The 25,766-nt window shown below is 62.4% G+C and carries 24 protein-coding genes, 2 tRNA genes and 1 riboswitch; of the genes, 6 read left to right on the forward strand and 20 right to left on the reverse strand.

The window, feature by feature from the left end:
* Positions 1-20 precede the first annotated feature (20 nt).
* Positions 21-2,351 carry a bifunctional diguanylate cyclase/phosphodiesterase gene (locus LNV07_RS18735; protein WP_263572693.1) on the forward strand — a complete coding sequence of 777 codons (2,331 nt, stop codon included), beginning with the start codon at positions 21-23 and terminating at the stop codon, positions 2,349-2,351.
* Between the two features lie 160 nt (positions 2,352-2,511).
* On the opposite strand, the gene LNV07_RS18740 is transcribed toward LNV07_RS18735, so the two are convergent.
* From LNV07_RS18740 to LNV07_RS18755, 4 genes are all read right to left on the reverse strand, one after another.
* Positions 2,512-3,420 (reverse strand): universal stress protein, encoded by a 909-nt coding sequence (locus LNV07_RS18740; protein WP_263572694.1) that lies wholly within the window; start codon positions 3,418-3,420, stop codon positions 2,512-2,514.
* Positions 3,421-3,450: 30 nt separating this feature from the next.
* A complete protein-coding gene (locus LNV07_RS18745) occupies positions 3,451-3,816 on the reverse strand; it encodes a response regulator (protein ID WP_263572695.1) in 366 nt (121 codons plus the stop codon).
* The gene (locus tag LNV07_RS18750; RefSeq protein ID WP_263572696.1) at positions 3,813-5,396 is read right to left on the reverse strand and encodes a sensor histidine kinase; all 1,584 of its coding nucleotides are present in this window, start codon (positions 5,394-5,396) and stop codon (positions 3,813-3,815) included. Before LNV07_RS18750 ends, LNV07_RS18745 begins: the two co-directional genes overlap by 4 nt.
* Positions 5,397-5,500: 104 nt before the next feature.
* Positions 5,501-6,346: a PA4780 family RIO1-like protein kinase gene (locus tag LNV07_RS18755; RefSeq protein WP_263572697.1), complete on the reverse strand. Its 846-nt coding sequence runs from the start codon at positions 6,344-6,346 to the stop codon at positions 5,501-5,503.
* A 106-nt stretch (positions 6,347-6,452) separates the two neighbouring features.
* Here LNV07_RS18755 and LNV07_RS18760 point away from each other — a divergent pair, with 106 nt between their 5' ends.
* Positions 6,453-9,227, forward strand: coding sequence for a M16 family metallopeptidase (locus LNV07_RS18760; RefSeq protein ID WP_263572698.1), 2,775 nt, complete (start codon positions 6,453-6,455; stop codon positions 9,225-9,227).
* Between the two features lie 89 nt (positions 9,228-9,316).
* Complete coding sequence (locus LNV07_RS18765) at positions 9,317-9,508, forward strand: hypothetical protein (RefSeq protein WP_397545583.1); 192 nt, start codon at positions 9,317-9,319, stop codon at positions 9,506-9,508.
* Positions 9,509-9,656: 148 nt separating this feature from the next.
* On the opposite strand, the gene LNV07_RS18770 is transcribed toward LNV07_RS18765, so the two are convergent.
* The 13 genes from LNV07_RS18770 to LNV07_RS18830 form a co-directional block, all read right to left on the reverse strand.
* A complete protein-coding gene (locus LNV07_RS18770) occupies positions 9,657-10,046 on the reverse strand; it encodes a glutathione S-transferase N-terminal domain-containing protein (protein WP_263572699.1) in 390 nt (129 codons plus the stop codon).
* Between the two features lie 72 nt (positions 10,047-10,118).
* Positions 10,119-10,194, reverse strand: a tRNA-Asn gene (locus LNV07_RS18775).
* A gap of 96 nt (positions 10,195-10,290) precedes the next feature.
* Positions 10,291-10,366 (reverse strand) — tRNA-Asn (locus tag LNV07_RS18780).
* A gap of 36 nt (positions 10,367-10,402) precedes the next feature.
* A complete protein-coding gene (locus LNV07_RS18785; RefSeq protein ID WP_263572700.1) occupies positions 10,403-12,550 on the reverse strand; it encodes a TonB-dependent siderophore receptor in 2,148 nt (715 codons plus the stop codon).
* Positions 12,551-12,621: 71 nt separating this feature from the next.
* A riboswitch (TPP riboswitch) is annotated at positions 12,622-12,725 on the reverse strand.
* A gap of 86 nt (positions 12,726-12,811) precedes the next feature.
* Entirely contained in the window at positions 12,812-13,936 is a 1,125-nt protein-coding gene (locus LNV07_RS18790; RefSeq protein WP_263572701.1) for an NAD(P)/FAD-dependent oxidoreductase, read from the reverse strand.
* A 44-nt stretch (positions 13,937-13,980) separates the two neighbouring features.
* Positions 13,981-14,304 (reverse strand): ferredoxin FdxA, encoded by a 324-nt coding sequence (gene fdxA / locus LNV07_RS18795; RefSeq protein ID WP_263572702.1) that lies wholly within the window; start codon positions 14,302-14,304, stop codon positions 13,981-13,983.
* Positions 14,305-14,398: 94 nt separating this feature from the next.
* Positions 14,399-15,196 (reverse strand): uroporphyrinogen-III C-methyltransferase, encoded by a 798-nt coding sequence (cobA, locus tag LNV07_RS18800; RefSeq protein ID WP_263572703.1) that lies wholly within the window; start codon positions 15,194-15,196, stop codon positions 14,399-14,401.
* A 14-nt stretch (positions 15,197-15,210) separates the two neighbouring features.
* On the reverse strand, positions 15,211-16,542 hold the full coding sequence (locus LNV07_RS18805) for a sulfate adenylyltransferase subunit 1 (protein ID WP_263572704.1): 1,332 nt from the start codon (positions 16,540-16,542) through the stop codon (positions 15,211-15,213).
* An 84-nt stretch (positions 16,543-16,626) separates the two neighbouring features.
* On the reverse strand, positions 16,627-17,586 hold the full coding sequence (cysD, locus tag LNV07_RS18810) for a sulfate adenylyltransferase subunit CysD (protein WP_263572705.1): 960 nt from the start codon (positions 17,584-17,586) through the stop codon (positions 16,627-16,629).
* Entirely contained in the window at positions 17,583-18,371 is a 789-nt protein-coding gene (locus LNV07_RS18815) for a phosphoadenylyl-sulfate reductase (protein ID WP_263572706.1), read from the reverse strand. Before LNV07_RS18815 ends, cysD begins: the two co-directional genes overlap by 4 nt.
* Positions 18,368-18,856 (reverse strand): DUF934 domain-containing protein, encoded by a 489-nt coding sequence (locus LNV07_RS18820; RefSeq protein ID WP_263572707.1) that lies wholly within the window; start codon positions 18,854-18,856, stop codon positions 18,368-18,370. The genes LNV07_RS18815 and LNV07_RS18820 overlap by 4 nt, the downstream gene beginning before the upstream one ends.
* Positions 18,857-18,870: 14 nt before the next feature.
* On the reverse strand, positions 18,871-20,577 hold the full coding sequence (locus LNV07_RS18825; RefSeq protein WP_263572708.1) for a nitrite/sulfite reductase: 1,707 nt from the start codon (positions 20,575-20,577) through the stop codon (positions 18,871-18,873).
* 18 nt (positions 20,578-20,595) lie between these two features.
* On the reverse strand, positions 20,596-21,363 hold the full coding sequence (locus tag LNV07_RS18830; RefSeq protein WP_263572709.1) for a sulfite exporter TauE/SafE family protein: 768 nt from the start codon (positions 21,361-21,363) through the stop codon (positions 20,596-20,598).
* A 192-nt stretch (positions 21,364-21,555) separates the two neighbouring features.
* On the opposite strand from LNV07_RS18830, the gene LNV07_RS18835 reads away from it, so the two are divergent.
* Entirely contained in the window at positions 21,556-22,473 is a 918-nt protein-coding gene (locus LNV07_RS18835; RefSeq protein WP_263572710.1) for an NYN domain-containing protein, read from the forward strand.
* On the opposite strand, the gene ybiB is transcribed toward LNV07_RS18835, so the two are convergent.
* Positions 22,470-23,390, reverse strand: a complete 921-nt coding sequence (gene ybiB, locus LNV07_RS18840; protein WP_263572711.1) for a DNA-binding protein YbiB — start codon at positions 23,388-23,390, stop codon at positions 22,470-22,472. The two genes, LNV07_RS18835 and ybiB, sit on opposite strands and share 4 nt — an antisense overlap.
* A gap of 101 nt (positions 23,391-23,491) precedes the next feature.
* Positions 23,492-23,932, reverse strand: coding sequence for a hypothetical protein (locus LNV07_RS18845; RefSeq protein ID WP_263572712.1), 441 nt, complete (start codon positions 23,930-23,932; stop codon positions 23,492-23,494).
* Positions 23,933-24,086: 154 nt separating this feature from the next.
* Here LNV07_RS18845 and LNV07_RS18850 point away from each other — a divergent pair, with 154 nt between their 5' ends.
* Both LNV07_RS18850 and LNV07_RS18855 read left to right on the forward strand, forming a co-directional pair.
* A complete protein-coding gene (locus LNV07_RS18850) occupies positions 24,087-24,596 on the forward strand; it encodes a DUF1993 domain-containing protein (protein WP_263572713.1) in 510 nt (169 codons plus the stop codon).
* A 95-nt stretch (positions 24,597-24,691) separates the two neighbouring features.
* Complete coding sequence (locus LNV07_RS18855; protein WP_263572714.1) at positions 24,692-24,832, forward strand: hypothetical protein; 141 nt, start codon at positions 24,692-24,694, stop codon at positions 24,830-24,832.
* Positions 24,833-24,926: 94 nt separating this feature from the next.
* Here the strand turns inward: LNV07_RS18855 and LNV07_RS18860 are convergent, their stop codons facing one another.
* Positions 24,927-25,583: a PEP-CTERM sorting domain-containing protein gene (locus LNV07_RS18860; RefSeq protein ID WP_263572715.1), complete on the reverse strand. Its 657-nt coding sequence runs from the start codon at positions 25,581-25,583 to the stop codon at positions 24,927-24,929.
* Between the last annotated feature and the right edge of the window lie 183 nt (positions 25,584-25,766).

Below are 25,766 nucleotides of genomic sequence, written 5' to 3' on the forward strand. Positions count from 1 at the left end.
AAAAACGCTGTCCAACCAGTATGTTGAATGTTCGCAGTCTGCGTTTAAAGACGCTGGGAATTCTGGTCTTGCTGCTCTGCCTGGTAGGCACGGCAAGCTTCGGCACCAGTGCATGGCTGCTGGTCGCTAGTTTGAGCGAGTTTGAGCAAACAGTTGCCACCGAACGCCTGGCCCGCGTCGAGTCGGCGCTCTACCAAGATGCAGAGGCGCGGGTGCGCCTCACCGTGGACTACGCGGTCTGGGACGATGCGGCGAGGCATCTGTTTCAGTACGACGAGCAATTCCTGCGCTCGAACTTTACTTTCCAGTCGATGGGCAATGCGCAGACCTCATCGGCGGTCTTTCTGACCACCGCAGGCAAGCTGCATTCGAGTGTCGGATTTCGGGCCGGTCAACGCATCAGTCTGGCCGAGAGCAGCGGCCTGATCGAGAGCATGCGGGCCCTTGTTCTGAACCCTGTCTTGGTGCAAAAAGCTGTCGCGGGCAATGCTATGCGTTGGATCGATGGCCGGCCGTTCTTGCTGGTGTTCAGCCCGGTTCGGGGCGCGGAAGATGGCTCGCCCCAGGTCGGATGGTTGGTCATGGCCCATGCCTTCGACTTGGACAATCTGCGTGAATTGGTGCAGACCACCGGTGCCAGCTTTGAAATTTTGCAGGCCAGGGCCGAGGCCTCGAAGGGCGCAGATCTGGCGCTGCAGGCGAACCTGAACAAGCGCCTGAGCGATACATTCGGCCCTAGCGATTTGGTCTTGCGGATTGACCCGCCGCCGCCACTGGACTCCCAGCGCCGAACCGGCCTGCTGCTGCTCTTGAGTAACACCCTGTTGCTGGTGCTATTGGCGGCGGGAGCCGCTGTCTTCTTGCTGGATCGCCTGATCCTGAAGCGTTTGGCTTTGTTTGCCAGCATGGCACTCCGGCAGCGCCGCGGTGAATCGAATGCCACTCCGCAGGCCTGGCCGGTGCAGGGGCGCGACGAGTTGGATCAATTGGCGCTGGCGCTCAACGGCATGATGGACAACCTGGGTGCGGCGCGTGCCGACCTGGAGCGTGATGTGCGCACCGACGCGCTGACCGGCCTGGGCAACCGCCGTCTCCTGTATGAGCAGCTTGACCATCTGATGGGGCAACAAGGGCGGCACAGCGAGTTGACGGTGGCGGTGTTGTTGGTCGACCTGGACGACTTCAAACTGATCAATGACTCGCTCGGCCATGAGGCCGGCAACTACCTGTTGCAGCAGATCGCCCGCACGCTGGAGCAACTGGTGCGGGCCTCCGATGTCGTGACGCGCTTGGGTGGGGATGAATTCGCGCTGATCTATGTGGCCGAGAACGGCGAATTGGGCGTGCAGCAATTTGTGCGCCGCGTGCAGCAGGCGATTGCGCTGCCCTTGGACTACCAAGGCTCGGTGCTGACCGTCACGGGCTCGGTTGGTATCGCGTTTGCCAACTTGGATCCAGGCAAGGAGAAGGGTGCGGGTGCCACGCTCGACAAAGACAATCTGCTGCGCAATGCCGACCTCGCCATGTATGCCGCCAAGAAGGCCGGCAAGGGCCGCTACAGCTTTTTTGCCGACGCCATGTTGGGCGATGTTCAGCAGCGCATGCAACTCGAGCAGCGCCTGCGCGAATGCCTGCGGCTGGACCAGTTGGAGGTGTGGTTCCAGCCCATCATCGACGTGCGCAGCGGCGAGGTGGCGATGTTCGAGGCGCTGGCGCGCTGGCCCTTGGACGGCGGCTATTGCTCGCCCGAACGCTTCATTCCGGTGGCCGAGGAGACCGGCATGATCACCGAGCTGGGCGCGGCGGTGGCGCGCAAGGTCATCGAGGCCTTGCCGTCGCTATTGGCCGTTAGCCAGGCCCATGTGGTCAACGTCAATCTCTCGCCCAAGCAGTTGATGAACAAGCAATTGGTGGCGCAGATGTGCGACTTGATCGATGCCGCCGGCCTCTTGCGCAGCAGCATTCATTTCGAATTGACCGAGTCGGCGCTGGCCCATAACGCCGATTTCGCCAAGCAGCAATTGGATGCGCTGGCCGAGGCCGGCTTCCATCTGCATCTGGATGACTTCGGCACCGGCTATTCGTCGCTGCACCGCTTGCAAAGCCTGCCGTTTTCTACCCTCAAACTCGACCGCTCCTTTGTGCTGATGCTGGGTGAGGGCGACGAGCGCATCTCCAAGGCCATCATTTTGCTGGCCGAGCAACTCGGCATGAGCGTGATCGCCGAGGGCATAGAAACGGCCGAGCAGCAAGCGCGTCTGCAGGCCCTGGGCTGCCACCTGATTCAGGGCTATCTGAACGCCCGGCCGATGCCGCTGGCGCAACTGCTGTTGTGGCTTGAACAACGCTGAGCCAAGCCGAAGCCCCTCAGAGGGTGAGAAATTTTGTAGCGAGCGGCTGTCAGACTAGGCGGACGAAGCGCAGGAACCGGAACGTACTCCATGTACGTGAGGATTCCGAGCATTCGGCCAACGACGTATGGCGGCCGCGCAGTAAAAAGTTCTCACCCTCTCAATGCGACATCAGCACCGGCACCGTCATCGAATGCAGCATTGAGCGCGTCACGCCGCCCAGGACCAGCTCCCAGAGCCGGGTCTGGCCATAGCCACCCATCACGATCAGGTCGCTGTCGCTGTCGGCGGCATGCGACAGCAAGGCCTCGGCGACCGAGGCATCGGGCATAAAGGATGACATCAGGCGCTCGCCCAGCGAGGGCTCGCGCTGATGCAAGACCTTCAGCGTGCACTCGATGCCATGCTGGCGCAGATAGGCTTGCGGGCGCAAGAGTGGCTCGGGGCCGAGTTCGGCCGTTTCGGCAAAGCGCACCAACTCGATATGCTTGGCGCGCTGCAAAAATGGCAGCGCGTCGCGCAAGGCGCGCGCACTCTCGCGCTTGTCGCACCAGGCCACCAGCACCCGCTCGCCGCAGCGTTCCAGCGGCGTATCGTTGACATAAGGAACGAACAAGATCGGGCAGCCGCCCGACACCAGCAAGCGGCCGATCAGCCCATCGGCCGAGCCGTCCGGCACTTGCGGGTCTTGCTGGCCCATCACCAACAGATCGCAGTTGCGGGCGATCTGCACCATCGCCTCGGCGGAGTCGCCCATCTCGCTGCTGAAGCTGATGTCGGGACCCGCTGCTTTGACCAACTCGCTTGCACGCTGCACGCGGCGCTGGTCTTCGCCTTCGTGCAGATCCAGCGCCAGGCTGGCGGCCTCGGGGGACAAATAGGCCCCGGTATTGCTGGGCGCCACCGCATGCACGGCCGCCAAATGGGCGCCCATGGCCTCGGCAAATCGGCGCGCCAGCGCGACCACCTGGGCCGAGCGGGGGTTGTCAGATACATGCACCACTATGGATTTGATCTTGCTGCTCGCTGCCATCTCATCCTCCGAACATTCAACTGGGGAGGTGCTCATGCTAACGCGAGCCGACACCGGCGGGCCGAGCTATTTTGCAACTGCGGCCAAGGCCTCGCCCAATTCGTTCTCGTCGAAAGGTTTGGATAAATAGCCGGCCGGCGTGGCGAGTTGGGCGCGGGCGAGGCTATCGGCGCCGCTGAAGGCGCTCAAAAACAAGCAAGGAATGTCGAAGCGATCTCGAATGACCTGGGCGGCGCTAATGCCGTCCATGCTGCTGGCCAGGTGGACGTCCATCATGACCAGATCGGGGCGCAATTGCCCGGTCAGTTCGATCGCTTGCTCGCCGGATTTGGCATGGCCCACCGGCTCGGCCCCCAACTCGCGCAGTTGTTCGGCGATGTCCATGGCGACGATCAACTCATCTTCCACCACCAGAACCTTGAGTTTGCTCACAAACTGCTCCTGGCCAGATTGATCTCAATTGCGGCCGGCCTCTCTGGTTCGAAATCTACCGTGAATTCTGCCGTGGGCCCAGCCCCAATCTGCAATATGCCGCCCATTTGTGTTGCCAAGCTGCCCACCAACTGCAGGCCCAAGGACTTGCCTTTACGTGCCTCAAAGTCGCTCGGCAAGCCCGCCCCGTTGTCGCTGACATGCAGGCTCCACAGCGTGCTGTCGGGCTTGGGTGCGAGTCCAATGCGGATTTCACCGGCGCGGCCATCGGCAAAACCATGTTTGAGGCAATTCGAGACCAACTCGGTAACGAGCAAACCGCAGGCCGTGGCCTGGTCAAGCCCGACTTGCAGGTTTTGGGCCTGCACATGCAGTTGCAGCAAGCCGTCTTCGACTTGCATATTCTTCAAACTCTGGCTGGCGACCTGGCGGATATGGGCGCCCAGATCGATGGCGGCGAAAGTACCGCTGCGATAAATGGTTTCGTGCAACAAAGACATCGAGCGTATGCGCGCCTGCATGCCCTTGAGCGCGGCTTTGGTGGCCGCATTCTCACTGCGACCGGCCTCCAGCCGCAAAAGGCTGGTGATCACTTGCAAATTGTTTTTGACGCGGTGGTGAACTTCCAGCAGCAGCGCCGTTTTGTCTTGCAACGATCGCTGCAATTGCGCCTCAATCAATTTGAGCTGGGTAATTGAGCTGTGTGAGATCACCGCGCCGCCCTCATCCCGACTCAGCGGCGTGACGTTCATGGCGAACCAGCGTTGTTCGGTGGGTGAGTCGCAGGGGTACTCGAGGTTGAAGCTGCGCTTGCTGCCGCTCAGCACGGCTGCGATGCCGGCATGAGCCTCCAAAGGGCTGCTATCCGTGGCTTGCGCCGGATCACCGCTGCTGCGGCAATTGTCCAGGTAGCTGTGCCCGACGCTGCCATTCTTGGGGCCGCCATTCGCTTCGGCGAACTGCCGCCAAGGCTGATTGACCGCAATGATGATGCCCTTGCGATCCAGCACCGCAATCTCTGCGGCCACAGAATTCAACACGGCGAGATTGAATGCTTCGCTTTCTCTCAGCGCCTTTTCGGCCTTCTTCAGCTCAGAGATGTCCAGCACCAGGGCGACAAAACCGCGCACTTCGCCGTTGACCTTGTGCGCAATGTATTGCGCCCAGGTATGGCCAATCTCTCCATTGGCGCGGATCAGTTGGCGTTCGAACTGTTGGTCTTTGCCCGCCAGCACGCCTCGTATATAGGGCTCGTTCATGCTGAACAGCCGCTCTCCCAAGAGCTCCTGCATGCTGATGCCCAGCATTTGCTGCTGGCTGCGCTTGAACCAGGTCAGGTATTCCTTGTTGGCGAAGCTGCAGCGCAGGTCGTGGGTCCAATAGCCCAACATGCCCGGCACATGGTCGGACAGCGCTTGGGCAATCTGCCGCGCTTCTTGCAGCGCCAGCACGGCCCGCTGCTGGGCAGCGACTTGCCGGCGCAGGCGAAAAATCCATAGCCCGGCGGCAATCAGAACAAGCGTCAGGGCAGGCAGCGCCCAAACCGGCGCGACGATGTTGGTGGGCAGATCAAGACTCACTCCACCTCCGCTGCCCGACGACCGGGCCTTGATGAGTTGCTTGGCATGTGCAGCTCACTCTAGCAGCTCTGCTGCGAGCCGTCACCTTGAGTACGTCGTTACTGCTACTGCTGCTGCATGCGCAGGCGCCGCGCCGAATCTTCATCGCGGGCATCGTCGATTTCACGCATCACGCCGCGCAGATCGACCGGCCGGTTCTGGTGCACGAAGCGGCCGGTCAACCTGGCGTCAGGCGTCAGCGTACCGCGCTCGAACAGCGCCCAGATCTCATGGCCGAAATCGCTGCGCAGCAAATCGGGTGCGAACTGACCGAAGAAGTTACGCAGATTCTCGACGTCACGCAAGAGCATGCGCTTGGCGTGGTTGTTGCCGGCTGCGTCAACGGCTTGCGGCAGATCGATGATGACCGGGCCATCCGCCGCCAGCAAGATATTGAACTCCGACAGGTCGCCGTGCACGATGCCGGCGCAGAGCATGCGCACCACCTCTTGCACCAAGGTGGCGTGATGGGCCCAGGCCTGCTGCGGCGTGAACTGCACGTCGTTGAGGCGTGGCGCTGCCGAGCCGTCGGCGTCCATCACCAATTCCATCAAGAGCACGCCCTCGAAGAAATTGAAGGGCTTGGGCACCCGCACGCCGGCGCCGGCCAGCCGGTACAGCGCATCGACCTCGGCGCTTTGCCAGGCTTCTTCCTGCTTCTCGCGGCCGAACTTGCTGCCCTTGGCCATCGCGCGGGCCTCGCGGCTGTTCTTGACCTTGCGGTTCTCGGTGTAGTCCACCGCCTGGCGAAAGCTGCGCTGGGTGGCTTCCTTGTAGACCTTGGCGCAGCGGGTCTCGCCGCCGCACTGGACCACAAACACTTGCGCCTCTTTGCCGCTCATCAGCTGGCGCGATACGCCGTCGATCAGGCCTTCGTCAAGCAGGGACTGCAATCTTTTCGGTGTCTTCATAAGTTCGCTATTGTCGGGGCTGGCTACCTATGCAAAAAAGCCAGTCGATATTCTTGCCTCAGAATGCCGGACATTGATGAATTCTCATTGCAGACTTGAGCGCTCTATGTTGCATATTCCGTTTCGATTGTCGGGTGTTTTGTTGGCGCTGGTCTTGGCTCAGGTGCTTGCGCCAACGCAAGTTGAGGCCAAGGCCTCACCGGCTGCTGCGGCGCAGGCTCAGCAGCCGGTGTTTGTGCGAGAGCTCGGCGGTATTGCCGAGTACCGTTTGCCCAATGGCTTGCAAATCCTGCTCTTCCCCGATGAAGCGCAGAGCACCACCACCGTCAACATCACCTACCGCGTGGGCAGCCGCCATGAGTCGCAGGGCGAGTACGGCATGGCGCATTTGCTCGAGCACCTGGTCTTCAAGGGCACGCCGAAAAACCGCGACATCCCGGGCGCTTTTGCGGCCAAGGGCATTCGCTTCAATGGCACGACGACCAATGACCGCACCAATTACTTCGCCAGCTTCAACGCCAACGCTGACACCTTGAACTTCGCGTTAGCTCTTGAAGCCGACCGCATGGTCAACAGCTTTATCGCGCGCGCCGATCTGGACAAGGAAATGAGCGTCGTTCGCAATGAGTTCGAGCGCGGCGAGAACGAGCCTATGCAGGTGCTGTTCCAGCGCGTGCAGGCGGTCGCCTACGACTGGCACCCTTATGGCAACTCCACGATAGGCGCGCGCAGCGATATCGAAAACGTGCCGATCGAGCGGCTGCAGGCGTTTTACAAACGTCACTATCGGCCCGATAACGCGACAATTCTTGTGGCCGGGCGCTTCGACAAGACCGCCACGCTGGCCAAGATCGCCGAGCATTTCGGGCCGCTGAAGAAGCCGGGCGAGCCCTTGCCACAAACCTATACGCAAGAGCCGGCGCAAGACGGCGAGCGCACGGTGGTGGTGCGGCGTATCGGCGGCCAGCCCGCGCTCTTGGCCTACTACCATGTGCCGGCGATCGCGCACGCCGATTCGGCGCCCTTGCTGGTGCTGAGCCTGTTGATGTCGATGCCGCCAAGTGGGCAGCTCTACAAGGAGCTGGTCGAAAGCAAGCTGGCGCTGCACGCCGGTCTGGGAGGCCTGGGCGGTCAGGCGCCGGGCGGCATCACCGCGCTGGCGATTCCGCCCACGCAGGCAGAGGCCGACAAGGTCGAGAAGCTCTTGCTCGATCTGGTCGAAGGCCGCGCCGGCAAGCCCTTCACCGAGGACGAATTGCAGCGAGTGCGTGATGTCGCCTTGAACTCTTATCGCGAGCAGATGAAGAACCCGGAGGCCTTGATCCAGCAGATATCCGGCCTGCTGGGTGCCGGTGACTGGCGCCTGCTGTTTCAGCTGATGGAGGACCTGCCGCGCGTCACGCTGGCCGATGTGGAACGGGTGAGGCGGGCCTATCTGCAGCCGGCCAATCGCACGCTCGGCCGCTATGTGCCGGCCGAGGCGGTCACCAAGGTGGAAATTCCGGCGGCGCCGCCGCTCGACCAGCGCTTGGCCGGCTTGAAAGGCCCGCCCAAGGTGGAGGAGGGCGAGCGCTTTGATCCGACGCCGCAGCATCTGCAGCAACGCACCGTTAGCAAGCTGCTGCCCAGCGGGATTGCGCTGCAGACCTTGAGCAAGCAGACGCGCGGCAACACGGTGCAGCTGCAGATGCAGCTGCGCTGGGGCGAGCGCGACGCGACCTTTGCTCGGCGTGGCACCGGCTGGGTGGGTGAGTTGATGATGGAAGGCAGCGCCGGTTTGAGCAAGCAGGCCTTACAAGATGCCTTGATTCGACTCAAGGCAGACCTGAGCATTCATGGCGGCGATCAAGGTGCGACCTTGAGCATCACGGCCGAGCAGGGCAGCTTGATCGAGGTCTTGAAGCTGGCCGCCACCGTGATGCAAAACCCGACGTTGCCCGCCGAGGCCTTTGACCGCATCAAGCAAGCCAGTCAGGCGAGCATGCAGTCCTCTCGCCAGGAGTTGGAGGTCTTGCGGCGTGAGGCGGTGCGCGGGCATTACAACCGCAACTTGGGCGTGCAACTTGGGCACGCCGATTACCAGATGAGTCTGGATGAACAAATCGCCCAGTTGCAGGCGACTCGGATTGCCGATGTGAGCGGCTTTCATGCCGACTATTGGTCGGCCAATGAGGCGCGGGTCGCCGTGGTGGGGGCACTGCCGGCCGGTTTGGATGAGGCCATCGAGCAACTCTTTGGTGGCTGGAAGAAGCCCGCCGCGACGCGCTTTGTTCGGCACAGTCCGAGCCATGTGCTCATCCCGGCCGCGCGCTTTGATGTGGCGGCGCGTGACAAGGCGAATGCTGCCTTGCGCATGCGAGTCGACTTCAAGCTCAGCGAAGCGGATGCCGATTTCGTGCCCTTGACCTTGGCCACGCAGGTCTTTGGTGCTGGCGGCATGGAGAGCCGTTTGTCGAACCGGGTGCGGCAGCAAGAAGGCCTCAGCTACGGCATTGGTGCGGGCTTGAATGCGCCGTTCTGGGGCAACGATGCAAGTCTGTCCATAGGCGGCAGCTTTGCGCCACAAAACCGTGATGCGGTGATTGCCCTGGTGCAGGACGAGTTGCGCCGGATGAATGAGGCCGGCATCAGCGAGGCGGAGTTGGTGCGCGCCAAGAAGGACCTCGCCGAAGCCAGGCTGCAGTCGCGCGCCAGCGAAGCGCAGTTGGCCGGCACCTTGAATCTGCTCGCAGACCGCAGCCGCAGCTGGGCCTATGTCGCGGCCCGCGATGCGGCCATTCAGGCGGCCACGCTGGAGCAGGTCAACGCCGCGTGGCGGCGTCACATCAAGGTCAGCGAGTTTGTGATCTCGACGGTGGGGGATTTCAAAGATAGGCCTTGATCAGGCTATGAGTCCGCGCAGCAGAAGTATGAGTCAGTAAAAGGGCATCGCCGGATGAACGACTGTGGGGTGGACGGTAGATTGGCGGCATGCCGACCAGCTACCTGCCCTACGCACCCGACCAGCAATTGCTGCTACCGCACTCGCTGCAAGAGTGGCTGCCGCTAGGCCACTTGGCGCATTACATCAATGACACCGTTGATTCGCTGGGCCTGCGAGCGTTCTTCAATCGCTACCAAGGTGGTCTCTATCCGAGCCTCCCGGCGCCTGGATGGGGGTGATCATGAGCACCTGTGCGTGGGCAAGCTGGTCTCGTTCTGGCCTAAGGTGAGGGGTAGTCGCTTTCCAAGCCCCAGTGCAATTCACACCAGGGCTTCCCAAATTGACCCATTGATCTGGACTCAAATCGTTGCCAGTCCTGGCCTCGATTCAAGCCGCAAAGCGCGCGCGCAGATAGCCAATGATCGCGCCGGATTCGCTCAGCCATTGCACCTGCCCGTTGGCGTCGGTGATCCTCAGGCAGGGTACCTTGGTCGCTCCCGAACCTTGCAGCAAAGCGTTGCGGTTTTGGCCATCACCTTGGGCATCTTGCAGCGTAATCGGCAGCGCCAAGGCGTGAATCTCTTGTCTGACCTTGATGCAGAACGGGCAGGTCTTGAATTGATAGAGCGCCAGACCGGCGGCCTCGCGATCAACTTGGGCTTGTTGTTCGGCAGCGCGCTGGATTGGGGCAGGACGCGCCAAGCGCTCTTTCAACAGCATCACGGGGCCAAGCAAGATGCGCAGGGTTCTGAAGAAGAGGCGAATGAGTGGTTTCATGGAAGCGTGAACAGAAAAGCGAGCGACTATGAAAAAACCCCCAACACCTTTGAAGATGCAGGGGGTTTAGTTTGGCTCCTCGACCTGGGCTCGAACCAGGGACCTACGGATTAACAGTCCGGCGCTCTACCGACTGAGCTATCGAGGAATTATTCGGTGTCAGCAGGCTTGACTCAAAAGAGTAGGCCTACATAAATGGGAAAAGCCGCTTGGCATTGCTACCAAGCGGCTTTCGCATTTTCTGTGGCTCCTCGACCTGGGCTCGAACCAGGGACCTACGGATTAACAGTCCGGCGCTCTACCGACTGAGCTATCGAGGAACAGAGCCTCAGATTATAGACCAGTTTTCGATGGTTTTACAAGTGGTATTCCAAACTTGCTCGGAAAGTTCTTGGTGCCAAGGGGTAGAGGTAGACATGGCCGAACTGGAAGGGTGATTCTTTCCAGGCTCGTTTGTTGGCCAAGTTGTCAACGCCGACACGCCACACCAGCATTTGGCGGCCGAAAGCCTGCTCGAGGCGGGCGCCAGCGTCCAAGCGGGTCCATCCTGGGATGAAGACGCTGTTGTCCGCCAGCACCGCACGCGGGCCTTCATAGGCCAGCCCGGCTTGCAACTGCAGGCCGCTCAAGGCCGCAATATCGTGGCGCGCTTGCAGGCGCAGGCTGCGCTCGGCCACGTTTTCCGGCCGCAGGCCGTTGTTTGCCGCGTCGGCGCTGCCTTCTCGGCGCGCTTTGAGCTGCATGGCGCTGGCCAGCAGGCCACCACCGGCCCATTTCAGGTCGGCTTGTGCTTCCAGGCCTTGGTGGCTTGCGCTGCCGTCGGCCCGGCGCACGCAGCTGCCCGGTTTGCTGTCCGAGCATTCGCCCAGGTCGGCCCATTTGGGGCGGCTGATGTCGAACCAGTTGAGCGACCAATCGACCAGCTTGCTGCCGGACTTCAGCCCGGCTTCGATCTGGCGGCTGGTCAGCGCAGGCAGGGCGCGGCCGGCCGCATCCCCATAGCGCTTGCGGTTTGGTGTGACTTCGCTCTCGACCCCTTCGCCCCAACTGGCGTAGGCCGTCAATTGGCTGTTGATGGCATAGCTCAGGCCCAGCCAGGGTGTGGTGACGCTCTGCGCGTAGCTGGTGGCGCGCGAGCCATTGGTGCGCACGCTGTCACGCTCCAGGCGCGTGTGGCGCAGGCCGGCCCAGGCTTGCCAAGAGGCGCCGAGCTGCATTGCGTCGCGCAGATAGAACTCGTTGCTGCGTTCGTCGCGGTTGGTGTTTTCGTCGGTCAGGCTGGGGTCGGCTATGGTGATGGCCTTGCCGTCTATCGTGCCGGTGCCGGCCCAGTTATAGGCTTGCTTTTGAAAGCGGCTGTTGAAGCGGCTGAGCAAGACGCCGGTGTTGATGTGATGCGTGATACCGCCCGTCATCAGCTTGCCGGCCAAGGACAGATCCAGCGCTTCGCTATTGCGGCGCTCGTTCTCGCTGCGGTAGTCATACATGTCGAAGCTGCCGTCGGGGCAGTAACGGTCGGCGTAGTAGTTGCCGTCGGCTGCCGTGCAACCATAGGCATAGGCCAGCCTGTCATCTGCCTTCAATCGCTGCACACCCAGGTGTGCCTGCGCGCGCCAGTCGGCACCCAGTTTTTGCGTCACGCGCAGCGAGGCATGGCTGTTGTCGAACACCACCGGCTGCGACCAGCTTTGATTGTTCAGATTGATGTGCGGATCGAAGTCTTTGGCGTCGGGCAGCTTGTCGCCCAGCATGCTCATGCCGGGCTGGCTGGGTTGACTTTGCTTGTTCAGCTCGAACTCGGCCTCGACCAAGGTGTCCGGGCTGAGTCGCCAGTCAGCGGCCATGGCGAGCAGATGGCTGCGGCCCTCGGCATCGCGCAACTGGGGCTTGAGCTCAGCGGCCGCTGCGTTGATGCGCAGTCCGAAGGCTTGGGCCTCGCCGAAGCGCTGGCTCCAGTCCAGCGCGGCCTCGGCTGTGCCGCGCTCGCTAAGCGCGAAGCACAGCACCGTCATGGGCTGAGCTGTCGGCCGTTTGACGATCATATTGACCAGGCCACCGGGCGAGCTGGTGCCGGCCTGGATGCCGCTGCTACCCTTGAGGATCTCGACGCTGGCCTTGTTGCCCAGCGCCAAGGCGGTTTCCGCATTGATGGGCAGGCCGTCACGGCGGTAGTTGAAACGGTTGTCGAGGTCGAAGCCTCGAATTTTCAAATACGACACATAGCCGGTCGAGTTATAGGCGTCGCCGACGCTGGCATCCAGCGCGGTCAGTCCGGACAAGGCGTTAATGCCGGCGTCCAGCAGGCGCTCGCTGCTGATCAGGCTGAGTTGCATGGGCAGCTTGGCGACAGGAACTTCGCCGAAGCCACCGACCTGCGCGGGCATGTCCGCCGAGCGGCCGCTGACCGACACGGTCGGCAAAGGGCTTTGTGCCCATGCGGACGCGCCGCAGATGAAGCCGGCCGCAGCGGCCAGCAAGGATTTTTTGGAAATGGTTGTTGTCATCGAAACAGCAGGCGATGACAGGGCGGCAAACGACGGCGCTCTCACGTCATGAGAAATCGGTAAAGCGACGTGGGCCGTGATGCTTGCTTCCCTGCGCGAGGATTACCTCAATCAGGTTCAAAGGGTTATCTCAGCCGACCCAAAACTAAATGAATCAGCACCCCTAGCGAAGGCAGCGACCTAAATCGCTGCTTGGGGCCGATTGTATCGGCCCATGAAAAAGGCCCGCATGATGCGGGCCTTTGATCGGCAAATGCGAACTTAATCGAAGACAGGCGACTCCACGCCCAACACCTTGTGCAGCTTGGGGCTGGTGGTGGTGTACTGCAGGTGAATCCGCTTCTCGGGGAAGATGTAAGGCGCGGCACCAAAAGCGGCCAAAGCACATTCGTGGAAGCCCGACAAAATCAGCTTCTTCTTGCCCGGATAGGTGTTCACATCACCGACCGCGAAGATGCCCGGCACATTGGTCTGGAACTTTTCGGTGTCGACCAGAATCTGCTTGCGCTCCAGCGCCAGACCCCATTCGGCGATCGGGCCCAGCTTAGGGCTCAGGCCGAAGAACACCAGTACCTGATCGCAAGGCATCACGCGCGTGACGCCGTCGCCGCCGGTGACCTTGATGTCGGTGAGAACGCCGTCAGCCTCGACGATGTCCGTCACCTGGCCGACCACGAATTGCATCTCGTAGGCGTCGCAGAGTTCGCGCATCTTGGCCACCGAGGCGGGCGCGGCTTTGAAGCCGTCGCGGCGGTGCAAGAGGATCACGCTCTCGGCCTTGTTGGCGCTGCCGTCGGCATTGCCGGCGCAGAAGTTCAAGGCCCAGTCGAGTGCGGAATCGCCGCCGCCGACGATCACCAGGTTCTTGCCCGCGAACTGCGACGGGTTGCGAACGCGGTAATGCAACTGACTGCCCTCGTACTTCTCGATGCCGTCGACCTTCAGCGTTCGGGGCTGGAAACTGCCCACGCCGCCGGCGATGAAGATGGTTTTGGTCAGGAACTGCGTGCCCTTGGAGGTCTCGACGAAGAAGCGGCCGTCCTCTTGCTTCAAGACGGTGGTGACTTCCTGGCCCAAGTGAAAGGTCGCGCCAAACGGATCAATCTGCTTGAGCAGGTTGTCGGTCAGCTCCTTGCCGGTGCAAATCGGCACGGCCGGGATGTCATAGATCGGCTTGTCCGGGTACAGCTCGATGCACTGGCCGCCGGGGTAGGCGAGCGAGTCAATGATGTGGGCTTTGATCTCGAGCAAACCGAGCTCGAAGACCTGGAACAGTCCGACCGGACCGGCGCCGACGATGACGGCATCGGTCTGAATCGCGTCGGGTCCGGGGACTGGGTGAGTACCGGCCGTCGTGGCAATCTCTGCGTTCAATTGAGCATCCATTTTCTTTTGAGCCTGACCCTGAAGCCAAGCGGCACTTTACAAATTTATCGAATCAATTCGGGCAGCTTGCCCGTGCGGTCCTTCCAGTCATCGGCGTCAGGCAGCGGGGCGTGGCGCTTGGTGATGCTGGGCCATTTCTTGGCCAGATCGGCATTCAGCTTGATCATGTGCTGCATATTGCCCGGCACATCTTCCTCCGGCACGATCGCATTGACCGGGCACTCGGGGATGCAGACGGCGCAATCGATGCACTCATCGGGATCGATGGTCAGAAAGTTCTGGCCTTCGCGGAAGCAGTCGACTGGGCAGACATCGACACAGTCGGTGTACTTGCAGCGGATGCATGATTCGAGGACGACGTGGGTCATGGTGCAGCTCGTGTTGTTGTTGGGGCCTAAATTGCCGCGCTTGGCAAAACTTGCCTATTCGCCCTGGGGTGAAATTGGCGGCAAAACGCGGATTTTAATCGTTTGGGGTATCCACTCGGTCTTGATGCGTCGCAAGACCCGGTGTGATGCTGGAAATTGTTGGCTTGGCGTCGCTTTGCGGCAGCATTGATCGCATTGAGCGCAGCGCATTTGCGCCTGCGCCCACGATCACCACGGTGGGGCGCTCCTGATGCGCAAGTGCCGCCTCGGCCAGCTTGTCGACCCGGTGATCGCTGTTCAAGGCGTCGACGCAGCCGGCCTTGGACACCACGTTGACGGGCGTGTCGGCCGGCCAGCCGGCGGCGATAAGCTGGGTGCCCAAGCGGCTGAGTTGGCGGCCGGCCATATAGAAAATCTCGGTATCGGCCGAGCGGCTGGCCTGCAAATCGCCGCTTTGCGTCATCGCGGTGGTCAGGCAGACGCTGCGCCCGCTGCCGCGCCTCGTCAGCGGGCGTTGCGTTTGCGCGGCGGCGGCGCTGGCCGCCGTCACTCCGGGCACCACTTCGCTTTCGATGCCGGCCTCGGCCAAGGCCAGCAATTCTTCTTCCAGGCGGCCAAAGACGCTGGCGTCGCCGCCCTTCAGTCGCACCACCAGGCCGTGGCTTGATGCCTGTTCGACCAGGGCGGCGTTGATGGCGGTCTGCTTGGTTGAATGGCAAAAGCCGCGCTTGCCAACGTCGATCCAGACGGCGTTCGGCGCCAGATCGCGCAGCGCCGGGTCGGTCAGGGCGTCGAACAAGACGACCTCGGCCAAACCCAGCGCATGGGCGCCGCGCAGGGTGATCAGATCGGCCGCGCCGGGGCCGGCACTGACGAAGATGACTCGGCCCATGTTCGCCGCCATGTTCAGCTCGCGGCGCGCACCAGCAATGCGCCGCTGGTGCGGTTGCTGGTCGGGTCAACTACGATCAAGGCGCCGCCGATGCGGTTGCTCGCATAGGGTTCAACCGGCAGCGCGCTTTGCGTCTCGATACGCACATGGCCGATTTCGTTGACCTTGATGTCCTCGGCGTCCTGCTCGGCCAGCGTGTGGATGTCCAGTCGGTGCTCGATCGCGCTGATGCGCGCCTGCACCCAGCGGTTGCCATGGCGCAGCCAATATTTGCGCCCGGCCACGGCCGGTTCGTTGTCCAGCCAGGCGAGAGTCGCCTCGAAGCTCTGCGTCGGCGTGGCCGAGCCGGGCGTGATGATCCAGTCGCCACGCGAGACATCGAGTTGGCGGTCCAGCACCACGCCGGCCGACTCACCGGCCACGCAATGCGCGACCGTCTCGCCGGCACGCCGCACCTCGGCGACGATGGCCGTCTGGCCGCTCGGCAGAATCTGGATCTGGTCGCCGGCCTTGACCTGGCCGTGCGCAATACGGCCCCACAGCGTGCGTGGCTGGTGGCCCACGCCATCTCCTGTTTCACCCGATTCACGCGCCACATATTGCACCGGGATCGAGAGCCGGCCTTCGACCTTTTCCTGCACGCCGGGCAGGCTCTCCAGCACTTGCAAGAGCGAGGGTCCTTGGTACCAGGTCGCCCATTCGCCGTCCAGCGGCTGGGTTACGTTGTCACCCCGCAGCGCCGACACCGGCACGATGGCGGTCACCTCGATGCCCGCCTGTTCGGCAAAGGCGCGCAAGGCTTTGCTGACCGCCGCGAAGGCCGGGCCGGGCTGGGCCAGCGCGTCGAGCTTGTTGACGGCGAAGACGATGCTGGGCACCCGCAGCAGATGGGCTAACAAGCTATGCCGACGGGTTTGCGGCAGCAGCGTGACGGCGCCCACGCTGGTGTCCAGCTTGGTGATGTCGACCAGCACCACGGCCGCGTCCGAGCCGGCGGCGGCCGTCACCATATTGCGGGTGTACTGCTCATGGCCGGGCGCGTCGGCAATGATGAATTTGCGCGACTTGGTGGCGAAGTAGCGATAGGCCACGTCGATGGTGATGCCTTGCTCGCGCTCGGCCTCCAGGCCGTCGGTCAGCAGGCTCAGATCGAGCGGTTGACCTGCGGCGCGCTTTTCCAGCATATCGAGCTGGTCGGCCAGGATCGCCTGGCCGTCAAACAGCAGGCGGCCGATCAGCGTGCTCTTGCCATCGTCCACACTGCCGGCGGTCAGGAAGCGCAGCGCGCGGTGGTGGGTGTCCACCTCGTTGTCGTGGACGAGATTTGTCAAAGGTAATGCGGTCATGTGGCCTCCTGCCGGGCCGCCCCAAGGGAGGCCAGCGCCCCCTCGGGGGGCAGTGAACGAAGTGAGCGTGGGGGTTGCGTCATTTCAGAAGTAGCCCTCTTTCTTGCGGCGCTCCATTGAGGCCTCCGAAGTTCTGTCGTCCATGCGGGTGGCGCCGCGCTCGCTGACGGTCACGGTCAGCGTCTCGGCGACGATGTCGGTCGCGTTGGCGGCGCTGCTTTCAACCGGGCAGGTGCAGGTCATGTCGCCGACGGTGCGAAAGCGCACGGTGGCCGTCTCGACCGTTTCACCGGCCTCGGCAGGCGTCACCTCGGTCAGCGGCACCAAGAGGCCCTTGCGGCGAATCACCTGGCGCTCATGCTTGTAGTAAAGGCTGGGCAGCGGGATGTTCTCGCGCGCCAGATAGAGCCAGACATCCAGCTCGGTCCAGTTGCTGATCGGGAAGGCGCGGAAATGCTCGCCCGGCCGGATGCGGGTGTTGAACAAGCTCCACAACTCGGGCCGCTGCTCCTTGGGCTGCCATTGGCCGAAGCTGTCGCGGTGGCTGAAGATGCGCTCCTTGGCGCGCGCCTTTTCTTCGTCGCGGCGGGCGCCGCCGATCAGCACATCGAAGCGGTTTTCCTCGATCGCTTCCAGCAGCGTGACGGTCTGGTGGCCGTTGCGTGACTCGAGCGGATAGGCCAGGCGCACCGTGCCTTTTTTGATCGACTCGTCCATGTGGGCGACGATCAGGCGGTCACCCGATTCGGCCACCAATTGGTCGCGGAATTCAATCACCTCGGGGAAGTTGTGACCGGTGTCCACATGCACCAGCGGGAAGGGCAGCTTGCCCTTGTAGCTGCCGTCGGGCTGGCGGGTCTTGAAGGCCTTTTCGGCCAGGCGCAAGACCACGCAGGAATCCTTGCCGCTGGAGAACAGCAGGCCAGGGCGCTCGAAGCCGGCGGCCACTTCACGCAGGATGAAGATCGCTTCTTCTTCCAGATGGTCGAGATGGCGGTGGTCGATATTCGGCAGCAATTGGTTCAGGTTCACGGGGGCGTTCATGCCGAGGCTCCAGTTTTCAGTTCTTCGTTGGAATGCGATTTATGCAAGCCGCATTCCTTCGCATCTTCACTCTCCCACCACCAACGCCCCGAGCGGAAATCTTCTCCGACCGAGATCGCCCGCGTGCAGGGCGCGCAGCCGATGCTGGGCATGAATTGGTCATGCAAGGCGTTGAAGGGCAGGTCATAAGTGGCAATGTAATGCCAGACATCGGCCCAGCTCCAATCGGCCAGCACATTGAGCTTGGTCCGGCCCTGATGGTCCGGCTCACTGAAGGGCACCACCGCGCGGTTGCTCGACTGTTCGCGGCGCAGGCCGGTGATCCAGGCGGTGCGGCCGTCCAGCATGCGCGAGAGCGGCTCCAGCTTGCGGATCGCACAGCATTCCTTGCGCAGCGCAAGGCTCTCATACATGGCATCAGCGCCGCGCACGCGCACAAAGGTCACGACGGCGTCATTGACCGGGCTATAGACCGCCACCTTGAGGCCATAGCGCGCTTCGATCTGCGGCAGCAGCGCCAAGGTCTCGGCATGCAGGCGACCGGTGTCCAGCGTTGCGATGGCGATCGGCAGCTTGTGGCGGGCGATCAGGTCGGTGATGACCATGTCCTCTGCGCCCAGGCTGCTCGATTGCAGCAAACCATCGCCATGGTCGAGCACCGCCTCCTGCAGCAGCTCTACCGTCTTGGCCAGGCGCTCGGCAAAGCCGGCGGTCTCGCGGGCGTAAAGCTTGATGGCCGAGGCGCTCGGCGCAGCGCCGGGCAAGGCAAAGACCTCGCCGCTCATGCTGCAGCTCGCGCAAACAAAGGTTGAGTAGCAGCCACATCACCCTGGTAATGCCCGGCAAAGAAGCCCAAGGCGCGCTCGGCGGCGGCCTTCGACTGGTCGGCGCGCATATGCACCGCGTCAAAGCCGGTGCGGGCCAGCAGCGGCAGCATGTCGACCAAGACCTCGCCGGTGGCGCGGATTTCGCCGGCAAAGCGGTAACGCGAACGCAAGAGCTTGGCCTGGCTGTAGGCGCGGCCGTCCACCCATTTCGGGAAGCGCAGCGCAATCATCGTCAGCCGCGGCAGATCGGCCACCAGGCCTTCGATGTCAAAGTCGTTGTTCAGCTCCACGGCGGTCACCAGACCGGCCGGCCAATGGTCGCGCACCGCATGCCATTGCTCCAGGCTCAAGAGGATGTTGGGCGCCGGATCGGGATGCGGCATTGGGCCGTCTTCGCCGACCACGTGGTGCCATTGCTGATTGTGGTTATCAATGAACTTCATGAGGATCTGGTCTTTCAGTGAGCTGCGCCGGTCATGCCAGTCAGGGTGCGTACGGCGTTAGCGGGCGCCTTGAAGGGCTCCAGCCCGATGCGGCGCACGGTGTCGATGAAGCGCTCGGCGCCGCTGCTGCGCTGGGCGCGGTAGGTGTCGATGACGGACTCGATCACATCGGCCACCTCATCGGCGGCAAAGGAAGGGCCGATCACGCGGCCGGCCACCGAGTTGCCGGAAATGGTCGAGCCGTCCGAGCCGCCGAGCGAGATCTGGTACCACTCCTTGCCGTCCTTGTCGACGCCGAGCACGCCGATATGGCCGCTGTGGTGGTGGCCGCAGCTGTTGATGCAGCCGCTGATGTGCAGGTCGATGTCGCCGATGTCGTACTGCTCGTCGAGGTCTTCAAAGCGCTCGGTGATGGCCGCCGCGACGGGGATGGAGCGGGCATTCGCCAGCGCGCAGAAGTCGCCGCCGGGGCAGGCGATCATGTCGGTCAGCAGGCCGATATTCGGTGTTGCCAGGCCCAGCGCGCGGGCGGCTTCAAAGACCGCCGGCAGGTCGGCCTCGCGCACCCAGGGCAGCACCAGATTCTGGTCATGGCTGACGCGCAACTCGGCCGCGCTGTAGCGATCGGCCAAGTCTGCAGCAGCTTCCATTTGCGCGTCGGTCGCGTCGCCGGGCGCGATGCCGGCCCGCTTCAGCGACAGCGTCACCGCGCGGTAGCCGCTCAAGCGGTGGCGGGCCACATTGCGCTCGAGCCAGCGCTTGTAAGCCCCAGCCTCCACGCCGGCAAAGATGTCCGTCGTGGCGCTTGCCTGCACGCCGGCCGGCGTGACGAAGCAGGCCGCCACGCGGTCCAGCTCGGCTTGTGGAATCAGGTGCTCTTGGCCCCCGGCATCCAGCTCCAGAATCTGCTTGAACTCGGCGTTAACGTCGTCGAAGAAGGCCTGGCCTTCGGCCTTGACCAGGATCTTGATGCGGGCCTTGTAGGCGTTGTCGCGGCGGCCATAGCGGTTGTACACGCGCACGATGGCCTCGATATAGACGAGGATCTGCTGCCAAGGCAGGAACTCATTGATGACCTGGCCGACGATGGGCGTGCGGCCCATGCCGCCGCCAACCAGAACCTTGAAGCCGACCTCGCCGGTTTCGTTCTTCAGCAATTGCAGGCCGATGTCATGCCAGGCAATCGCGGCGCGGTCTTCCGTCGTGCCCGAGATCGCGATCTTGAACTTGCGCGGCAAAAACGCGAACTCCGGGTGCAGCGTGCTCCATTGGCGGATCACCTCGGCATAAGGGCGCGGGTCGACCAGCTCGTCATGTGCGACGCCGGCAAAGCAGTCGCTGGTGATGTTGCGGATGCAATTGCCGCTGGTCTGGATGCCGTGCATGTCAACGGCGGCGAGGCGGTCCATCACATCGGCCGATTTGTCCAGTGGGATCCAGTTGTATTGCAGGTTCTGGCGCGTCGTGAAGTGGCCATAGCCGCGGTCGAACTCACGCGCAATGCCGGCCAACTGGCGCAGCTGCGCGCTGCTCAGCGCGCCGTAAGGCACGGCCACGCGCAGCATCGGCGCGTGGCGTTGCACATACCAGCCGTTTTGCAGGCGCAGCGGGCGGAAGTCTTCGTCCGGCAGGTTGCCGGCCAAGTGGCGCTCCAATTGGTCACGGAACTGCGCCGCGCGGGCGTGGACGAATTGGCGGTCAAAGTCGGTGTAGGCGTACATAGTTCTTCGAGGAGGAATTCAGTGGATAACTTTCCAGCCGGCCAAGACCAGCGAGCCGCAGAGCAGGCCGCGAATCACGCCGTCGGGCAGACGGCGCGTCAGCTGCGCGCCCAGCCAAATGCCGGGCATCGAGCCCATCAGCAGCGGCAGCAACAAGCCCCAATTTACATTGCCCAGCGTCGCATGGCCAATGCCCGCGACGAGCGTCAGGGGAACGGCGTGCGCAATATCACTGCCGACGATGTAGCGGGCTTCCAGGCGCGGGTAGAGCAAGAGAATCAGCGTCGCGCCAATCGCGCCGGCGCCGATCGAAGACAGCGACACCAACACGCCCAGAATCACGCCGCAGATGACCGTCAAGGCCGGCTTGCGCGACTCCGGGATGTAACGCTCCAGGCGCAGGCCCACCGCTTGCCAGGACTTCTTGAAGGCCACTACCACGGCGGTCAGCAGCAGCGCGATGCCGAGCGAAAAGGTCAGCGTGCTGGCCCAGCCCTTGGTGATCTCGGTCATGTGCATCACGGCGACGGTGCCGATCGAGGCCGGGATGCTGCCGAGCAGCAAGAGGCCGGTCAGGCCCCATTTCACATGGCCGTGGCGAGCGTGGGCCACCGAGCCGGAAATCTTGGTCAGCGCCGCGAACCAGAGATCGGTGCCGATGGCGACCGCCGGGCTCAGCTTGAAGACCGACAGCAGCAGCGGCGTCATCAAGGAGCCGCCGCCCACGCCGGTGATCCCGACGATGATGCCGACACCCAAGCCGCTCAATACTGCAATCCAGTCCATGAAACTCCTTGTTGGGCGGCCAGGTGGGCAACCCTAGGGGGCGGACTTTAAAGTTACTCCATAGATATGCAAACCATTTGTTTGTAAGTTGCTTATTCGATAATTGATATATAGCGTGTATCCGGTCACTTGAAGCGACCGGCTCGCGGTAAGCTCGGCGTCCTCGCCCTTTTCCTGAACACCATCGTCCACATGCCTCAGTTCCCCAGCTCCCGCGCCGAAGCCACCAAGGTGGCGATTTACTGGGATTTTGAAAATCTCCATGCCGTTCTGGCCAATGCCGCCCATGGCGACGGCGCCTACCGGGATAACCGGCTGAAGCTGCAGCCGGTGTTTGTCGACCTCAAGCCCATCCTGGAATATGCGGCGTCCTTGGGCGACATCATCATCAACCGCGCCTATGGCAATTGGCAGTTCTTCGCCAATTACCGCCATGCTCTGAACGAGGCCGGCGTCGATTTGATCCAGATGTTCCCGCGTGGCTCGAACATGAAGAACAGCGCCGACATCCGCATGGCGCTGGACGCGCTCAGCGATGTGCACAACCACCCGCACCTGACCCATGTGGTGGTGATCTCTTCCGACAGCGACTTCATCAGCCTGGCGCAAAAGGTCAAGCAGGCGGGCCGCTTCATCGCTGGTGTCGGTGTGGCCGGCTACAGCAACCGTTTCTGGACGGTCAGCTGCAACGAGTTCAAGTTCTATCAAAACCTGCTGGCGGCGTCGGTACCCACCGCTGGCGAGGTCGCAGCGCTTGAGATCGAGGCGGGTGGCCAGGTGACAGCGCCGGTGGCCGACGAGATCGAGGCGGTGGGGTCACCGTCCTTGCTCGACGCCAAGCAAGCGCTGCAACGTGCGCTCAAGCAATTGGTCGACCGCAACGGCGAGAACTATGTGTCGCGCAGCGCCTTGAAGGTTTTCATCAAGCGCCTGCTGCCTTCGTTTGACGAGCAGGCGCTCGGTTGCAGCAACTTCTCGGAGTTTTTGCACCGCTTCCCCGAGTTGGTGGTCGAGGTGGACGCAATCAGCGGCGGCCATGTCGCCTTCACCAACCAACCGGTCGGGCAAGCCGAAGCCTTGCCCGAAGACTCAAGCTCGCCTGACGCTTAGGTCCTGGCCAGCTGCAGCAGCGCCTGCACCTGCTCGCTGATGCGCGGCGGCACCGGCTCGCTACCGTCCAGCATCGCGCGAATCAGCGCCGCATTCGCCTTCGCTTCGCAGGCATCCGAGAGCGGCCAATCGATGTCTTCGGTGTCGGCCGGATGCAGATCGCTGCGCTGGCCGTCGGCATAAGCATAAAGCTGGGCCTTGCGGCGCAGATGTGCATAGGCTTCACCCTCGCTGGCGCGCATCAAGAGCGCGCGCCCGCCGCCTGCGGTCAGGCCGGCAAGCGCTTCGCCCATGCTGAGCAGGTATTCCGGGTGCGTGACGGCCACCACCCGCACGCTGCGCCCCGGCGCCGCGTCGAGCAGCTTGGCGACGCTGTGTCCGCTATTGCGCACACCCAGCCGGGGCCGCAAGGCCATCAAGGCATCCAGGCCCGGGTTCAATTTCGCCAGCGGCAGGCAAGCCAAGCGGCTGTCCCGCAACTGCTGCGACGCTTGCTGCACCGAATCGGCCAGCGGCAAATCCAGCGCGGCCAATAGCTCAAACGGGCTCTCGCGGCTGTCGAAATCATGGCGGCCGTGGATCAACACCGGAACGCCCTCACGGGCCAGCAGCAGCGCCACCAGCGGCAGCAGATTGGCCTGCTTGCGGGCGCCGTTGAAGGTCGGCAGCAGCACGCAGCGCGGGCCGTCGGGCACGTCGAGGTGCGCGGTGCGCGCCTGCATGGCGCGCTCGAAGCCGGCCAACTCCGCCTCGCACTCGCCCTTGATGCGCAGCGAGATCAGAATGGCGCCCAGCTCCATATCCGGCACGGTGCCGTCCAGGATGGCGCCAAACAGCGCCTCGGCCGTGGCCGTGTCCATATCCCGCGCGCCCTTGCTGCCGCGGCCGATTTCTTTGATGAGGGGAGCGAATTGCATGGACGCAGTTTAGATGCCGGTAGAACTCAAGCGCTTCATAACGCAACAGGGCCCGACCCCAGAAGAGTCAGGCCCTGCCTCTAGAACAATTGAATTTGCGTTTAATTCTTCGGCGCGCTGGCGCCTTGCACGCTCTTCAAACCCTGCTCCATCTTGGTCGTGGCGGCTGCTTGTGCGGGGGCCGCGCCGGCTTTGGCTGCCGCTTCTGCGGCGCTGCGGGCTTCCTTGGCGGCCTTGATCTTGGCCTTGTAGCTCAGGTTGGAGGCGTGATCCAGATGGCGCTTCAGGATCAAACCGTCCTTGCCGGCTGCGGTTTCGGCCTTGGCGCGGGCGGTGTTGCTGGCTTTTTCCTCCGCCAGCTCGGCCTTGGCTTTGGCCTTGGCCGCGTCGTATTCCTTGCCGGCAGCGGTGGTCGCGGCCTTCTTGCCATGTTTGGCCTGCGCCATTTCGGAGCGACCTTCAGCCACCGGGTCGGCAGCCATTGACAGCAAAGGTGCAGCGGCCAAGCTCAAGGCGGCCAAGATCTGTACAAACTTGCTCATTAGGGTTCCTCTTTCCAATGGTTGACGTCGACGCATCGAGTCTAATGCTTGATTCAAGCAGGGCGAAACGGGGTTCATCCCTAGCTTGTTCGGCGGCCATGATGCCGGCCTGCCAGAATGGCGCTTTTTCGAACCTCAAACAGCGGGATATTCCATGAGCAACCTGATTTTTCAAGGCTCCGTGCCTGTTTTCAAGCAGATGTTGGGCGGCTTGTCTGACGTGCTCGCCAAGGCCGAGGCCCATGCCGGCGCGCGCAATATCGAGGCCAGCGCCTTGCTGCAAGCGCGTTTGTTCCCCGATATGTTTGCGCTGACCAAGCAGGTGCAAGTAGCCTGTGACTTCGCCAAGGGCGTGTGCGCCCGCTTGGCCGGTGTCGAAGTGCCTTCTGCCGAAGACACCGAGCAGAGCTTTGCTGATTTGCAGGCGCGCATCCAAAAAACGCTGGCCTTTATCGAGGGGCTGGATCCGGCCAAGTTCGAGGCCGCAGGCGCACGCGACATCGTCACGCGCCCCGGTACGCCCAAAGAGCGCCACTTCACCGGCCAGGACTATCTGTTGCATTACGGCCTGCCGCAGTTCTTCTTCCATGTCACGACCGCCTACGCCTTGCTGCGTCATAACGGCGTGGAAGTGGGTAAGAAGGACTATATGGGCGCCTACTGATGAAGGCCCCCCCCCGCGTTCGTGGCAAACTCGGGGCAGCAGTAGCGTTAGTTCCAGCAATATCGGCGTTATGTGCGCCAGAACAGGAGATCACCATGGCCAAAGGACAGCAAAAAACCAATAAGGAAGCAAAGAAGCCGAAGAAGGACACCTCGCCTCCAAAGCCGATTTCTCCCGATGCCGTGATGCCCACACGCGTGACCGTGGTGGCCGATCGCAGCAAGAAGACGAAGTGATTCAGGGGCGCCAGTTGGCCGGCTAGACGGTCATGGCGTCGCCAATAAAAAATGGGCCCAGTGGGCCCATTTTTTCTTTCAAGCGCCGTAGCGTTTAGCTTTTGATAGCGCTTGACCGGCGGCGGGATACAAAGCCGATCACGCCAAGGCCGGCCATCAGCAGCGCATAGCTGCTGGGTTCCGGCACCGCTGTCACGACCGCGTTGAAGCGCAGCAAGTCTTGTTGCTCAGGGTTGCTGAGCTTTTCGATTTGATACAGATTCGCGCCCTTGTAGGCTGCGCCGGCGTCCAGATAGCTATTGGCCTGGCTCATCAGCGAGCTGTAATTTTTGCTGCTGTTGTTCAGGTTGAAGCCCTGGCCGTCGGAGTCATTGGCCCCTTCGGTGACGCTGAATTTTCCGGCCTTGCTCTCATGCGTCAGCTCCCAAACGGCCAGCTGAAAAGCGGCGCGCTCGGCGTTGGTGTCGACCGTGGCATAGCTGGCGGAAAGCAGGTTCTGCAAATTTGTGCCCTGCGTGGTGCTGAAGCTGCCGACTGTGTAAGTCTTCAAGGATTCGATCGTGTATTGACCCAGCTCGACGCAATAGGCCGAGAAACTCTTGTTGTCGCTGGTCTCGAAATTCAGCAAACCGGCCGTCACGTGGTCATTGTTTTTACCAAACTGTTCGATTTTGACGGCCTCGCCACCATCCGCAATGCCGGTGTACTTGAGGCTGAGAGTGGTGGCAGACGCGGCAGAAGAAGCTGCCACGAGGCAGGCCAAGATTGAAGCGGAGACAAAAGCAGAGTTGATTTTTTTCATGTGTCTTGTAGCAGGGCTGTTGCCCCCGTCCCGTTGATCAAGTGATTGAAGACTTGCACTTTAGGGACTCAGGCAGGCAGGCAACAGCCCTTGCGGCGATGACAAAAGCCACCCGCGTGAAGGAACACACGG

The sequence above is a fragment of the Roseateles oligotrophus genome (genome assembly GCF_025717515.1).
Classification (GTDB): domain Bacteria; phylum Pseudomonadota; class Gammaproteobacteria; order Burkholderiales; family Burkholderiaceae_C; genus Paucibacter_A; species Paucibacter_A oligotrophus.